13 protein-coding genes are annotated in these 14,312 nt (G+C 64.0%); 9 read left to right on the top strand and 4 right to left on the bottom strand.

Annotation, left to right across the window (positions count from 1 at the left end; genetic code table 11):
* The first annotated feature begins 2 nt into the window (after positions 1 to 2).
* Genes D7S86_RS18090 through D7S86_RS18105 form a run of 4 tightly spaced genes read left to right on the top strand, consistent with a single transcriptional unit; the run spans position 3 to position 4,224 of the window.
* Positions 3 to 674 carry an RraA family protein gene (locus tag D7S86_RS18090; protein WP_121088266.1) on the top strand — a complete coding sequence of 224 codons (672 nt, stop codon included), beginning with the start codon at positions 3 to 5 and terminating at the stop codon, positions 672 to 674.
* Positions 675 to 676: 2 nt separating this feature from the next.
* Positions 677 to 2,200 (top strand): sugar ABC transporter ATP-binding protein, encoded by a 1,524-nt coding sequence (locus D7S86_RS18095; protein WP_121088267.1) that lies wholly within the window; start codon positions 677 to 679, stop codon positions 2,198 to 2,200.
* On the top strand, positions 2,197 to 3,192 hold the full coding sequence (locus D7S86_RS18100) for an ABC transporter permease (RefSeq protein WP_121088268.1): 996 nt from the start codon (positions 2,197 to 2,199) through the stop codon (positions 3,190 to 3,192). Before D7S86_RS18095 ends, D7S86_RS18100 begins: the two co-directional genes overlap by 4 nt.
* 36 nt (positions 3,193 to 3,228) lie before the next feature.
* A complete protein-coding gene (locus D7S86_RS18105; RefSeq protein ID WP_121088377.1) occupies positions 3,229 to 4,224 on the top strand; it encodes a substrate-binding domain-containing protein in 996 nt (331 codons plus the stop codon).
* 24 nt (positions 4,225 to 4,248) lie between these two features.
* Here the strand turns inward: D7S86_RS18105 and D7S86_RS18110 are convergent, their stop codons facing one another.
* Positions 4,249 to 4,932 (bottom strand): GntR family transcriptional regulator, encoded by a 684-nt coding sequence (locus tag D7S86_RS18110; protein ID WP_158602018.1) that lies wholly within the window; start codon positions 4,930 to 4,932, stop codon positions 4,249 to 4,251.
* A 221-nt stretch (positions 4,933 to 5,153) separates the two neighbouring features.
* Here D7S86_RS18110 and D7S86_RS18115 point away from each other — a divergent pair, with 221 nt between their 5' ends.
* The 5 genes from D7S86_RS18115 to D7S86_RS18135 all read left to right on the top strand — a co-directional run bounded on the left by D7S86_RS18115 (position 5,154) and on the right by D7S86_RS18135 (position 10,715).
* Complete coding sequence (locus tag D7S86_RS18115) at positions 5,154 to 6,428, top strand: major royal jelly family protein (protein ID WP_240648259.1); 1,275 nt, start codon at positions 5,154 to 5,156, stop codon at positions 6,426 to 6,428.
* 105 nt (positions 6,429 to 6,533) lie between these two features.
* Entirely contained in the window at positions 6,534 to 7,520 is a 987-nt protein-coding gene (locus D7S86_RS18120) for a C-terminal binding protein (RefSeq protein ID WP_121088270.1), read from the top strand.
* Positions 7,521 to 7,614: 94 nt separating this feature from the next.
* Positions 7,615 to 8,265, top strand: coding sequence for an RraA family protein (locus D7S86_RS18125; RefSeq protein WP_121088271.1), 651 nt, complete (start codon positions 7,615 to 7,617; stop codon positions 8,263 to 8,265).
* Complete coding sequence (locus D7S86_RS18130) at positions 8,252 to 9,205, top strand: sugar kinase (RefSeq protein WP_121088272.1); 954 nt, start codon at positions 8,252 to 8,254, stop codon at positions 9,203 to 9,205. The genes D7S86_RS18125 and D7S86_RS18130 overlap by 14 nt, the downstream gene beginning before the upstream one ends.
* Positions 9,206 to 9,404: 199 nt before the next feature.
* Entirely contained in the window at positions 9,405 to 10,715 is a 1,311-nt protein-coding gene (locus D7S86_RS18135; RefSeq protein WP_240648260.1) for an MFS transporter, read from the top strand.
* A 68-nt stretch (positions 10,716 to 10,783) separates the two neighbouring features.
* Here the strand turns inward: D7S86_RS18135 and D7S86_RS18140 are convergent, their stop codons facing one another.
* The 3 genes from D7S86_RS18140 to D7S86_RS18150 all read right to left on the bottom strand — a co-directional run bounded on the left by D7S86_RS18140 (position 10,784) and on the right by D7S86_RS18150 (position 14,265).
* Entirely contained in the window at positions 10,784 to 11,641 is an 858-nt protein-coding gene (locus D7S86_RS18140) for an SIS domain-containing protein (RefSeq protein ID WP_121088273.1), read from the bottom strand.
* 99 nt (positions 11,642 to 11,740) lie between these two features.
* A complete protein-coding gene (locus tag D7S86_RS18145) occupies positions 11,741 to 12,739 on the bottom strand; it encodes an ABC transporter permease (RefSeq protein WP_121088274.1) in 999 nt (332 codons plus the stop codon).
* A gap of 20 nt (positions 12,740 to 12,759) precedes the next feature.
* Positions 12,760 to 14,265, bottom strand: coding sequence for a sugar ABC transporter ATP-binding protein (locus D7S86_RS18150; protein WP_121088275.1), 1,506 nt, complete (start codon positions 14,263 to 14,265; stop codon positions 12,760 to 12,762).
* Positions 14,266 to 14,312 lie beyond the last annotated feature (47 nt).

The raw sequence follows: 14,312 nt of genomic DNA on the forward strand, positions 1-14,312 counted from the left end.
CGATGCTTAAAGTCTTTAACGATTTCGAACGACGTCCCGATCTTCTCGCGCGTTTCGATGCCTTGCTGCCGAGCTATTCGATCTCGTGCATCTTCGCCGACGTCATGTATCGGCAGAACGTCATGAGCGCGTCGATCAAGCCCGCATTCAAGGCGAAGGTGGTCGGCCAGGCCTTGACGGTCCAACTGTCGGGCGGAGATCTCGTCGATCCGCTCAAGGCGCTCGAAATGGGTCAGCCCGGCGACGTGATCGTCGTCGATGCGGGCGGCGACACGGACACGTCCGTGTGCGGCGGCTTGATGGGCGGTCTCGCGAAGAATCGCGGCATTCGCGCGATGATCGTCGACGGCGCGGGCCGCGATATCGACGAACTCGAAGACATCAACTGGCCGATCTGGACACGCGGCATCACGCCGCGCGGCACGCACACGATGTTCTCGCAACGCAAGGAAGAACTCTCGCTGAACGTGCCGATCGCATGCGGCGGCGTGCTCGTCTCGCCCGGCGATTTCATCGTGGCCGACACGATCGGCGTCGTCGTCGTGCCGCTCGCGCGCGCCGAGGCGTTGCTCGATCTCGCGGCCGAACAGGCCGAGCGCGAACAGAAGACGCGCGAGTGGGTCGGCCGCGGCAAGACCGTCGAAGACCTGCTCGCCGAATTCGGCCGCATCTGATCATGCAAGCGCCGCTCCTGTCCGTCACGGGGATCTCGAAGTCGTTCGGCGACACGAAGGTGCTCGACGCCGTCAGCTTCGATCTGCTCGCGGGCGAAGTCCATGCGATCGTCGGCGAGAACGGCGCCGGCAAGTCGACGTTGATGAATATCCTGTCCGGCGTCGTGTCGCCGGATACGGGTTCGGTCACGATCGACGGCGCGCCCGTGCAGTTCGACAATCCGCGCGCGGCGCAGCTCGCGGGCATCGGGACCGTGTTTCAGGAGTTGAGCCTGATGCCCGAGCTCAGCGTCGCCGAAAACGTCTTCCCGAATCGCGCTCCCGTGCGGCGCGGGCTGATCCGCTGGAAGCAGCTTCACGATGCGACGCGCGACGTGCTGGCGACGCTTGGCGTGCATGTCGATCCGCGCACGCCCGTCGATCGTTTGCCGACGAGCACGCGGCAGCTCGTCGAAATCGCCAAGGCGTTGTCGCTCGATGCGCGTGTGCTGATTCTCGACGAGCCGACGTCGGCGTTGACCCCCGATGAAGTCGAAGCGCTGTCCGGCGTGATCGCGCGCCTCAAGGCGCGCGGCATCGGGCTCGTCTATATCAGCCATCACTTGCACGAGATCTTCAGCTTGTCGGACCGGATCACCGTGCTGCGCGACGGACGCCGGATCGACACGATGAAGACCGCCGACACCACGCATGACGACGTGGTCCGGAAGATGGTCGGACGCGAGATGGCGTCGACCCAGTTGCCCCGCGCGACGCGGATCGGCTTGCCCGCGATCGAGGCGCGCAAGCTGAGCCATGCGCCGCATTTCAACGACATCGATCTGACGTTGCGGCGTGGCGAGATCGTCGGTCTGGCCGGACTCGCGGGATGCGGCCGCAGCGAACTCGGTCAGGTGCTGGCCGGCGTGCAGGCGCCGAGCGCGGGCGAACTTCATATCGACAACGCGAAGCGCCATCTGCGCGGGATTCACGATGCAATGGCGCTCGGCATTGCGTATCTGCCGGCCGAACGCAAGACGCAGGGGCTGTTTCTCGAGCAGTCGATCGCGGACAACGTGATCGCGGCGTCGCTCGATCGATTCGCGCATCGCGGCATGATCGCGTATGCGCGACGCGATGAAGTCGCCGAGGCGCAGCGCCGCAGCCTCAATGTCCGATCGCGCGACATTCAGCAGCCCGTCGGTCGCCTGTCGGGCGGCAACCAGCAGAAGGTGCTGCTCGCAAAATGGCTGTTGACCGATCCTCATGTATTGATCATCGATGAACCCACGCGGGGCATCGATATCGGCGCCAAGCTCGATATTCACAAGCTGCTTCGCGATCGCGCCGAGCAGGGCATGGCCATCCTCGTGATCTCGTCCGATCTGCCCGAGTTGCTCGGACTGTGCGACCGGATCCTCGTGATGCATGCAGGCGCCTTGTCCGGCGACCTCTCCGCGGCGCAAGCCACGGAAGACGACATCATGCGCTGCGCGGTCGGCGCCGCGCGCATTTCATTCTCCGACGCTGAACATCCACTGTCATGACCGCGCCCTTGCATCCGATTCGAGACACGCGTCTCGCCGCTTCGCTCAAGAACCCGCTGCGCTCGCTCGCGAAAGCGCGCGAGCTCGCGCTTCTGTTGCTGATCGTCGCCATCATGATCGTGATGTCGGTGATCTCGCCGAACTTCCTCACGCCCGCGAATTTCCGCGCCTTCACGATCGGCCTCGCGCCGACCGCGATCATCTCGGTCGGCATGACCGTGTTGCTCGTCTCCGGGGGCTTCGATCTGTCGGTCGGGTCGGTGCTCGCGTTGTCGGGGACCGTCGCCGCCATGCTCATGCTGCACGGCGTGCCCATCTCCGTCGCGGTCCTGTTGACGCTCGTGCTCGGTGTGGCGGTCGGCATCGCGAACGGCTGGCTCGTGACCAAGGTCGGCGTCAATCCGCTCGTCGCGACGCTCGGCACGATGTCCGTCGCACGCGGCGCCGCGCTCGTGCTGACCGACGGCTTTTCGATCAGCGGCCTGCCCGACGCGTTCGGCTATGTGGGCAGCGCATCGGTGTCCGGCGTGCCGATGATCGTGCTGATCATGCTCGTCGTCGTCGCGATCGGCGATGTCGCGCTACGCCATTCACGCTATCTGCGCCAGGTGTACTACATCGGCGCGAATGAGAACGCCGCGAAGCTCTCGGGCATCTTCGTCGATCGTGTCCGGACCGTCGCCTACGCGCTGACGTCGGTACTCGCGGCCTTGTCGGGGATTCTGCTCGCCTCGCGTCTCGACGCGGGCACGCCGACCGCGGGCAATGCACTCGAACTGCAGGTGCTCGCGGCCGCGGTCATCGGAGGCGCTCGCCTGGGCGGCGGCGCGGGCACCGTGCTCGGTGCGTTCCTCGGGGTCGTCTTCGTCGGGCTCATCAATAACGCCATGACGATGTTGCAGGTGTCGGCGCTCTGGCAAATGGTCGTGACGGGCGTGATCCTCGTCGCGGCTGTCGCACTCGACCGAGTGCTGCAACGGCGCGCCGCTTGATGTTGAGTCATACCCATCAAACCCAGGAGACAAACGATGGACGAAATCGAAGAACGCGGCTTGAGCCGGCGCAATCTGCTCAAGTTGAGCGCGGCGGCGGCCGCGACCGTGGCGAGCGGCGGATTGCCGCTCGCGGCTCAGGCGGCGACCGGCAGCAACTATGTGTTTTTGTCGATCGTGACCCAGGTGCCGTTCTGGAGCGAGCATCGGCGCGGTCTGCAGGATGCGGCGAAGCTGCTCGGCGTGCAGGCGTCGTTTACGGGGCCGCTTGACTTCGATACCGCGGGCCAGGCGCGACAACTCGACGAGATCGTCGCGAACAAGCCCGCAGGCATTCTGATTTTCCCGGGCGACGCGGATGCGCTCGTGGGCGGCATCAATCGCGCCGTCGAAGCCGGGATTCCGGTCATTACGCTGACGGGCGACGTACCGAAGAGCAAGCGCGTCGCGACGATCAGCATCGACGGTCACGCAGCGGGACGCGTCGGCGGCGAGATGCTCGCGAAGGCGATCGGCGGCAAGGGCAAGGTGATTCTCGGCATGTTCCCCGCGCCGAACGTGCTTGAACGCGTCGAAGGCTACAAGGCCGTGTTCAAGGAGAAGTATCCGGGCATCGAAGTCGTCGATGTCGTCAACGACAAGGCCGATCCGTCGTTTGCGCCGACCGCCTATGCGCAGTCGCTCCAAGCGCATCCGGGCGTCGTCGGCATCGGCGGCACCGATGGCGACAGCGGCAAGGGCGCCGCGATCGCGGTCAAGGAAGCGGGTCTGGCCGGCAAGGTCAAGATCATTGCGATGGACCGCAATCCCGACATGCTCAAGTTCTTCGACGAGGGGATCGTCGTGGGTTCCGTGGCGCAAAAGAGTTACACGGAATCGTTCACGGGCCTGCACTTCCTGCACTGGCTCAACACGAATGCCTTGAAGGTCGCCAACAATCCGCAGGCAATCGGCATCAATCCGCTGCCCGAAATGACCTCGACGGGCGTCATGCCCATCACGCCGCAAAACTACAAGCAGCTCATGGGCTAAGCCGCCGCGCGGCCGCGTTGCGTGCTACGCGCCGCGCGGACCGCGGCTCGCGCGAATGTACGACTCTTCCGTGCTGCGGATATGCGAACGCAATTCCGCGCACGCCTTCTTGACGTTGCCTTCACGCACGAGCGCCACGATGCCCGAATGGGTGTCGTGGCACGCATCGACATGCGTGTCGTCGCTCGACAGACGCGAGCGCAACGACTGAATCTTGTCCGCGATCAATTGATAGGCCGACTGCAGGTACGTGTTGCCGCAGCATTCGAGTATCGCGCCATGAAACCGCGCGTCGACATCGCGCGGCGCCGCTTGGGTCGACGATACGGCCTTGGGCACTTTTAACGCTGCCTGCATGTGTTGCGCGAGGTCTTTCGCGTCACGCTGGATCGCCAGTTCGAGCGCGGAAAGCTCGATGATTTCCCTGAAACGACAGATTTCGCGGACCTGGTCCTCGGTCAGATCGAGCACGAACGTGCCCGATTGCGGCTGAATCTCGACGAGTCCTTCAAGCTTGAGTTGCAGCAGCGCTTCGCGCACGGGTGTCTTGCTGACGCCCAGTCGCAAGGCAAGCGCACTTTCCGAAAGTTGAGTCCCGAACGCAAGCTCGCCGTCGACGATCGCGCGACGGATGCTGTCCTTTGCAATGGCTGTCAATGACCTGGGCCGCTCGACTTTTGCGTTCGCGGCCATCGTGTCGATGCTCATGGTGATCGATGTGGCGGATAGGGGAAGTCCCGACGTGAGACGAAATATACCACGCATCTACTTGCCACCCGCTGAACTGATATCTAAGATATCAGTTCAGCGGGTTCGACACGTCGTTCGACGACATCGCGAGATGTGTGACGGATGACGATGCGTGTATCCGCTGCCATTTAAAAACGTACCGAACAACGAATCATCGGGACATCCTCAGGAGGGGACAGATGAGCGCACAGCGTCATATTTCGTCGACACGCATCACTTCATTCGTGGGCCGCGCGGTGTTGTCGCGCCGCGTGAAGATCGCCGCCGCATTGGGCGCCTTGTTTTTCGCGGGTTCCGCATCGATTGCCGCGGCCGAACCGGCGATTCCGAAGACGGAAGTCGTCGCCGAATGGAATCGTCTGCCGTTCGACACGGGCGATGCCGCGGCGGACAAGGCCTATAACGACAATCAGATCTACAAGAAGGTCCTGCTTCAAGGCGTCAAGGTCGACTCGAAGGGCAATATGTATGTGAGCACCGCGCGTTGGGGCGGCCCGGAAGTGCCCGCCACGCTGTCGAAGCTCGTCAAGAAGGACGGCCAGTGGGTGCTGCAGCCGTTCCCGAGCGTCGAGATGAACAAGGTCGGCGACCGCAAGGCGCTGCAGGCCGTGCTCGGCTTCGAAATCGACCGCAACGACGTGATGTGGATTCTCGATCAAGGGCATATCGCGGGTCAGCCGTCGGCGCCCGGCGCGGAGAAGCTCGTGCTGTGGGATCTCAAGACCAATCGCGAGATTCAGCGCTATGAGTTCAACGATCAGGATTCGGACAAGAAGTGTTCGTTCCTCAACGACGTAGTCGTCGATAACGACAAGAACTTCGCGTACATCACGGACTCGGGCATTTTCTGCGATCACTTGCACGGCGGCCTCATCGCCTATGACGCGAAGAACAACCGCGCGCGCCGCGTGCTCGATCAGACCGTCTTCACGACCGACGAAGCGAATTTCCACTTCCGTATCGACAATCAGGACGTGACGAGCAAGTCGCCGATGCGTACCGGCGCCGACGGTATCGCGCTGTCGGGCGACAAGCGCACGCTCTACTGGACGAACCTGTCGGGCCATACGCTCTATTCGATCGACACGGCGCTGCTGCGCGACTTCGATACGAGCGAAGCCGTGCTGCGGACATCGGTCAAGCGTGTCGCCACGCTGCCGTCGAACACGGACGGCATGACGGCCGATCGCGAAGGCAATCTGTACATGACCGCCCTCGAAATGAACGGCCTGATGTTCCGCAACGCGAAGACAGGTGCGATTTCCACTTACGTGATCAATCCGGAAATGGTGTGGCCGGACACGCTGAGCTGGGCGCCGGACGGCAGTCTGTATCTCGCATCGGGACATTTGAATCTGTTCGTCGATAACGCGATGGACTTCGATCATCCCGCAGTCCCCAACTTCCGCATCTGGAAGATTCAAGCGAAGGGCCCGAGCTATACGGCTCATTAAGCAGGCGGCGCGGGCCTTCGGGTCCGCGCCCGCGCGATGCGCGCATGGATTACGTGGGTCACATTGGTTAACGCGGGCTTAGGCTCGCTCGTCGTGGAGAGGTGGATGGAACAGAGTGGCCGCAAACGCGTCGTGATCATCGACGATGGATACGGGACCTATGAAACCGAACAACGCATCCTGAACGCTGTCGATGCGGATGTGATTCTCGAACCGTGTCGCGGCGACGTGACGCGCGTGATCGCGGCGGTCGCCGAGGCCGATGCGATCCTCGTGCGCGAGTCGCCCGTCAATGCGCAGGTCGTTCAGGCCGCGACGCGTTTGCGCGCGATCGTGCGGTACGGCATCGGTGTGGACAACATCGATCTGGCCGCCGCGCGCGACCGCGCGATCTACGTCGCGAACGTGCCCGACTACGGCGTCGAGGAGGTCAGCGATCAGGCGCTTGCGCTGTTGTTGTCCGTCGCACGGCACACCGTCGTGCGCGATCGCGCGGTCCGCGCGGGCGCATGGAATGTGTCGCGCAGCGAAAAGATGTACCGCATTGCCGGAAGCACCTTGGGATTGGTCGGCTATGGCCGCATCGCACGGACCTTCGAACGCAAGATGCGCGGCATGGGCGTCGAACGCGTGCTCGTGTACGACCCGTTCCTTAATGCGAGCGGCGCGCCGGGCGTCGAGATGGTCGACCTCGATACGTTGTGCGCGCAGAGCGACCACATCTCGTTGCATTCGCCGCTGACGCCCGACACGCGCCGGATCATCGACGCGCGGCGTCTCGCGCTCATGAAGCCGACGACCATCATCGTCAATACCGCGCGTGGCGGATTGATCGACGAAGCCGCACTGGTCGACGCGCTCAAACACCGTGTCATTTTCGGCGCGGGCATCGACGTGTTCGAAGGCGAACCGCCGCCGGCCGATCATCCGCTGTTCTCGTGCGAGAACGCGGTGCTCTCCGACCACACAGGCTGGTATTCGGAAGATTCCGTCGCGGAACTTCAGCGCAAGGCCGCCGAAGAAGTCGCGCGCGTGCTGCGCGGCGAATTGCCCAAAAGCTGGCTCAACAAGTGGGAAACGCAGTCCGCGTAATGCAATGCGGATCCCGAGTTGTGGGTTGCGTGTCGACGGACGCCGTCGACACGGACCGTATTTAACGCGTGTTTAACCTTCAGGAAAGTCATTTATGGAAAACGTCGATTTGATCAAAGCATTTCACGGCGTCGCGACCGCTTCGGTTGCCGACGCGATTGACCAGATCACGGGCAAGCGCGGCTATATGGATCAATCGATCAAGCCGCGAATCAACGAGAAGAAAGTGGTGGGCCCCGCGGTGACGATCCTCGAAGGACCGACGACCGAAAAGCTGCCGCCGCAGCTCGCGCTCGACGCGATCGACACGTCGCCCGAAGGCAGCGTGTTCGTGATTTCGGTGGCGGGCGAGCTCAACGTCGCGGTATGGGGCGGTTTGATGACCGCGGGCGCGGTGGCCAACGGACACGCGGGCGCGATCCTCGACGGCGGCGTGCGCGACATCACCGAAATTCGTCGTGACTACGGATTCCCCGTCTATGCGCGTTCGATCACGCCCGGCACGACGGTCGGTCGTTATGAAACGCTCGCGGCGAATGTGCCCGTTGTCTGCGGCGATATCGAAGTGCATCCGGGCGACATCATCGTGGCCGACATCGACGGCGTCGTCGTGGTGCCGCTCGCGCATGCCGAAGCCGTGCTGAAGCTCGCACAGGACATCGACGATCGCGAACTCAAGCAAGCGCGCCTGATCATCGACGAGAAGTCGTTCAAAAAGGGAATCGAGAAATATGGCCGCATCTGACGACGTCGGGCGTGCGCGCGGACCGGCGATTCTTTCGATCGGCGAGCCGATGCTCGAATTGAATCAGTCGCCGGTCGAACCGCGCCAGTTTCTGCAGGGATTCGGCGGCGATACGTCGAATTTCTGCTGCGTGGTCGCGCGGCAGGGCGGCAGCGTCGGCTATATCACGCGGCTCGGCGACGATGCATTCGGACGGCGGTTTCTGGACTTGTGGCACGAGGAGCAGATCGATGTGCGCGGCGTCGCAATCGATCCGCATGCGCACACGGGCTTGTATTTCGTCACGCATAGCGAAGCCGGGCATGAGTTCAGCTATATGCGCAAGGGTTCGGCCGCGAGTCGGATGCGGCCCGAGGATCTGCCGCTCGACCTCATCGACCAGGCGAAATTCCTGCATGTGTCGGGCATCAGCCAGGCCATCAGCGAAACCGCGTGCGACACGGTGTTCGCGGCGGTCGAACGCGCACGCGCCGCGGGCGTCGCGATCGCCTACGACCCGAACGTCCGCCTGAAGCTCTGGCCGCAGGCGCGGGCCAAGGCGATCGTCGAAGCGACGCTGCAATACGTCGACTATTTCTTGCCGAGCTTCGAGGACGCACAGATCCTGACCGGACTCAGCGACCCTGACGCGATCCTCGATCGCTTCGTGTCGATGGGGCTCGAGCAGGTGTGTCTGAAGCTGGGCTCGCGCGGGGTCATCGTCGCGCACGAGGGGGAACGCACGCACTTCCCCGCGCATCGCGTCGCGATGGTCGATGCGACCGGCGCCGGCGATTGCTTCGACGGCGCGTTCATCACGCGGATCGCGCTCGGCGATTCGATCGCGAATGCGGCACGTTATGCGAACGCGGCTGCCGCGCTCGCGACCACGGGCTACGGCGCGGTCGCACCGATTCCGCGGCCCGATGCGGTGTATGCGTTGCTCGAGACGGCGGCCTGAAAAGGTGGCCAGAGAAAGTGACCTGAAAAGCCGACCTAAGACGGTGACTTGAAAAGCCGACCTGAGCCGGCTTCAAAAGGACGCGCGCAAGCGCGGGCAGGTGAACGTTGTGGACCGTACCGCTCACCGCGTCATGCGGTGTAGCGGTCATCGTTGGACAAGAACAGGTGGATCAGCCACCGCATCGTCAGGAGACACGATGAACATTGAAAACACGCTGGAACAACGCACGATGCGCAAGGTCATGCGCCGCTTGCTGCCGTTTCTGATCCTGCTCTATTTCTTCGCCTTCCTTGATCGCGTCAACGTCGGCTTCGCCGCGCTCACGATGAACAAGGCCATCGGCCTGACCGCCTACACGTTCGGCTGGGGCGCGGGCATTTTCTTTCTCAGCTACTTCCTGTTCGAAGTGCCGAGCACCGTGGCGCTCTCGAAGTTCGGGGCGCGGATCTGGCTGGCCCGGATCATGATGACCTGGGGCGTCGTGTCGGCCTGCGGTGCGCTCGTGAGCGGCGCGACGAGCTTCATGGTCGTGCGCTTCGTGCTCGGCGCGGCCGAAGCCGGCTTTTTCCCCGGCGTGATTCTGTTTCTGACGACGTGGTTTCCCGCGCGCTATCGCGCACGGGTCGTCGCGATGTTCATGCTGGCGAATCCGATCTCGACGGCGCTCGGCTCGGTCGTGTCGAGCTACGTGCTGCGCCTCGACGGCGTGTTCAATATCGCCGGCTGGCAATGGCTGTTCGTCGTCGAAGGGCTGCCTTCGGTCGTGCTCGGCGTGATCACGCTGCGTTATCTGATCGACTCGCCGAAGCAAGCGACGTGGCTCGCGAACGACGAGCGCGACTGGCTTGACCAGACCATCGCGGCGGAAGCGGCCGAGCGTTCGGCGCGTCACAAGATGAGCGTGTTCCAGGCGCTGACGAATCCGCACGTGCTGATCCTCGGCTTTATCTACTTCGCGATCGTCACGGCGAACAACGGTCTCGTGCTCTGGCAGCCGCAGATCCTCAAGACGCTCGTCGACGAGCATTCGATCGGCTTCGTCAACGCGGTGCCGTTCACGGTGGGCGCGCTCTGCATGCTCGTCTGGGGACGCATCGTCGACAAGCGCGGCAAGTATCGTCTCGATCTCGCGCTTGCCTGCGCGATCATCGCGGTGGGCCTCATCATCGCCGCATCGTCGTCGACGTTCGTGCCGATCTTCGCCGGACTCGTGATCGCGGCCATCGGCGGTTACTGCGCATTGCCGGCGTTCTGGGCCTTGCCCACGGCGTTCCTGAGCGGGACGGCCGCCGCCGCGGGGATCGCGCTCGTGAACTCGATCGGCAATCTCGGCGGATTCGCGGGGCCTTATCTGCTCGGGTATCTGCGTTCGACGACCTCGGGTCACTCGGTCGGCATGGCCGTGCTTGCGGGGGCGGCGATCGCCGCGGTCGTGGTCACGCTGTTCGCGCGCGGACCGGCCGGCGCGTCGTCGGGCGATATGTCGCTCGATCATCCGACGCGATAAGCCTGGGCGGGCAGCGTGCCGCTGCCCGTTTCAGGGCGTATTCGGAATCAAGCCCGATTCAAGCGACATCAGATCACGCCTGTCGAACGAAGGTCCGACAGGCGTTTTTTCATGTGCACGACGTCGCGCGTGTGGTTTTCGCCCCGGCGCAGCGCGACGCTCGTCGACAGAATGTCGATGATGACGAGCGCGGCCAGACGCGAGGTCGTCGGCGTATAGACATCGGTGTTCTCAAGCGTCTCGGCGATGACGGACACGTCCGCATAGCGCGTGATCGGGCTTTGCGAGCCCGTGATCACGACGACGCTCGCGCCGCGTTCCTTCGCGGTGCGCGCCATTTCGATCAAACCGCGTGTCGTGCCTGTGTTCGAGATCGCGACGACCGCGTCGCCGGGCTTCAACATCGATGCGGCGATGAATTGCTGATGGGAATCCTGGTGCGCGACGCACGGCACGCCGAATAAGGGAAATTTCTGCTGGGCGTCCTGGGCGACGATGCCCGACGCGCCGAACCCGAAGAAGTCGATGCGATTCGCGCGGGCCAGCAATTCGACGGCCTTGGCGATGGCCACGAAATCGAGTTTCTTGCGTGCCCAGTCGAGGCTCGTGATCGTGTAGTCGAAGATCTTCGTCGCGATCGTTTCGGGCGTGTCGTCGTTGGCGAGCACCGAGTGCGCGGACGGCGCGCCGAGTGCGAGACTCTGCACGACGCGGATCTTGAAGTCCCGAAAACCATTGCATCCGATCGACGCGCAAAAGCGCAGGACGGTCGGTTCGCTGACCTGGGCGAGCCGCGCGAGCTCGGCGAGGCTGATATCGGCGATCGTGTCGAGATGCGCGAGGATGTACTCGGCGACCTGCCGGCTGCCGCGCCGCAGCGTCGGCCGCGCGCGGTCAATCAGTTCGAGAACGTTGTAGTCGGACACGCCCGGTTCCTTCGTTGGAATGCGCCGGGCGCGCTTTCACGCGCCCGAGCCCATGGTGCTCAAGACGGAATAGTGTATCGGAACCGCTCGCGCCCCCGGTCAGCGGCGCCAGAAGCGTGCGCCGCGCTGTGACAAAACGGCCGCCACGATGATGACGCCCATCACGACTTGCTGGTGATACCCGGGCACGCTGGCCAGATTCATGATGTTGCCGATGACGCCGAGAATCAGCACGCCCATCAGCGTGTTGAGCGCGCCGCCCTTGCCGCCGGCCAGACTCGCGCCGCCGATCACGACGGCGGCGATGACCGTGAGCTCGTCGCCGACGCCGACCGTCGGCGCGCCCACCGCGGCGCGCGACGTCGAAATGATGCCGGCCAGCGAGGCCAGCAGGCCCGATGCGACGTAGGTGCCCAGAATGTGACGCGCGACGGGCACGCCCGACAGCCGCACGGCTTCTTCGTTCGAGCCGATCGCGCGCACGATGCGGCCCGCGCGCATGCGATTCAACGCGATGCCGCCGAGCGCGAAAACGATCAGCATGACGAGCGTCGGCCCCGGAATGCCGAAATACGCATGGCGTCCGAAATCGAGCAGGGCCTGGCCCGGATCGTCGACGAGAATCGGCGAGCCGTTGGAGACGATCATCGCGATGCCGCGCGCGACGGTCATCATCGCAAGCGTGACGACGAACGGCGTGAGCCGGAAGAAGGCGACGAGCACGCCGGAGACGAGGCCGCACAGCGCGCCGACGAGCAAGGCCGCGATCAGCGCGAACAGGATGCCGTGGTCGGGGATCAGCATGGCCGACAGCACGCTGCCGAGCGCGGCCACCGAGCCGACGGACAGATCGATGCCGCCGGTCAGCACGACGAGCAGCATGCCGACGGCCATGACGCCGTAGCCGGCCACCTGCCGCGAAATGTTCGCGATATTGGGTACGGTCAGGAAGTCCGACGAGACGAACGATGCCGCGATGATCAATACGATGAAGATCGCGACGGTGTTGAAGCGCCGTGCGAGCGTCCACCACGGATGCGCGGCCGCGCGATGTTTGGCGGACCGGTTGGAGTCCTGTGAGACAGCGGTGGGGTTCATAGTGGATGGCTCCGGGGATATCAGTGCGCGCGCGTCGAGGCTTCGTCCGCATCGCGTTGCAGGGAGAGCGACAGGATCCGCTCTTCGCTGTAGTCATCGGGTTCGAGCTGGCCTCGGATGCGACCTTCGCCCATGACGAGAATGCGATCGCATAGCCCCATGAGTTCCTGGTGATCCGACGAAATCACGAGCACGGCCTTGCCGCGTTCGGCAAGCTGATTGATCAGCGTGTAGATCTCGACCTTCGCGCCGACGTCGACGCCGCGCGTCGGTTCGTCGAGGATGATCAGTTCGCCGTCGGCGTGAAACCACTTGGCGAGCACGACCTTTTGCTGGTTGCCGCCCGAGAGCGTCGAGACGTCGGCGTCCATCGAACGCGCCTTGATGCGCAGCGACTCCATGAGCCGCGTGACATAGGCGCGTTCGCGCCGGAACGCGAGAAAGCCGAACGGCCCCGTGACGGACTTCAGTGCCGCGAGCGTCGCATTGACGCGAATCGGCATCGACAGCACGGCGCCCTGGCCCTTGCGATCCTCGGGTACGAATCCGATGCCCGCGCGAACCGCGCCGATCGGAGAGCGGAGATTGAGGACCTTGTCGCGCAGCGCGATCGTGCCGCTGTCGCGTTGATCGGCGCCGAAGATAAGCCGCGCGACTTCGGTGCGTCCCGAACCGATGAGTCCGCCGAGGCCGACGACTTCACCGGCCCGCAGGCTCAGCGATACGTTCTGCACGTCACGGCCGCGCGACAGATTGTCGACCTTGAGCACGACCTCGCCGACCTTCGCACGACGCTCGGGAAACAGCACGGACAGCGGACGTCCGACCATCTTTCGAATGAGATCGTCGCGCGTGATGTCCGTCGGCTTGACCGTGTCGACCTGCTTGCCGTCCTTGAGCACCGTGATGCGGTCGGCGATCGCGAAGACTTCTTCGAGCCGGTGCGAGATATAGACGATGCCGACGCCGCGCGCGCGCAGACCGCGCACGATATCGAGCAACCGGTAGGCATCGGACGGCGCGAGCGCCGCGGTCGGTTCGTCGAGGACAAGCAGCTTGAGCGAACCGCTCAACGCCTTGGCGATTTCGACGACCTGGCACTGCGCGGCCGACAACGTTTCGACGAGCGCGGCCGGATCGATATCGAAGCCGAGGCTCGATATCAGCGCCTGCGCCTTCTTGCGCAGCGCGCTCCAGTCGAGCACCGGCGGCATCGCGCCGAGGAAGACGTTCTCGGCGACCGACAAGTCGGGCGCGAGTGCGGTTTCCTGGTGGATCACCGCGATGCCTTCGGCGAGCGACGCATGCGGGTTGCGGAACACGATGTCGCGGCCTTCGATATGGATCGTGCCTTCGTCAGGCTGATGACCGCCGCCGATCACACGCATCAGCGTCGATTTGCCCGCGCCGTTTTCACCGACGAGCGCGTGGACTTCGCCGGCGAATACGTCGAAGTCGATCCCCTCGATCGCATGGACGCCACCGAAGCGCTTGCTGATACCCGCGAGCGCGATGAACGGATTCATTGAATCGTCTCCCGAGCCGTCGCGCGCACGCAGGCGCGCGCAGGCTT

Origin of the sequence: Pararobbsia silviterrae (assembly GCF_003628125.1) — a bacterium.
GTDB lineage: Bacteria > Pseudomonadota > Gammaproteobacteria > Burkholderiales > Burkholderiaceae > Pararobbsia > Pararobbsia silviterrae.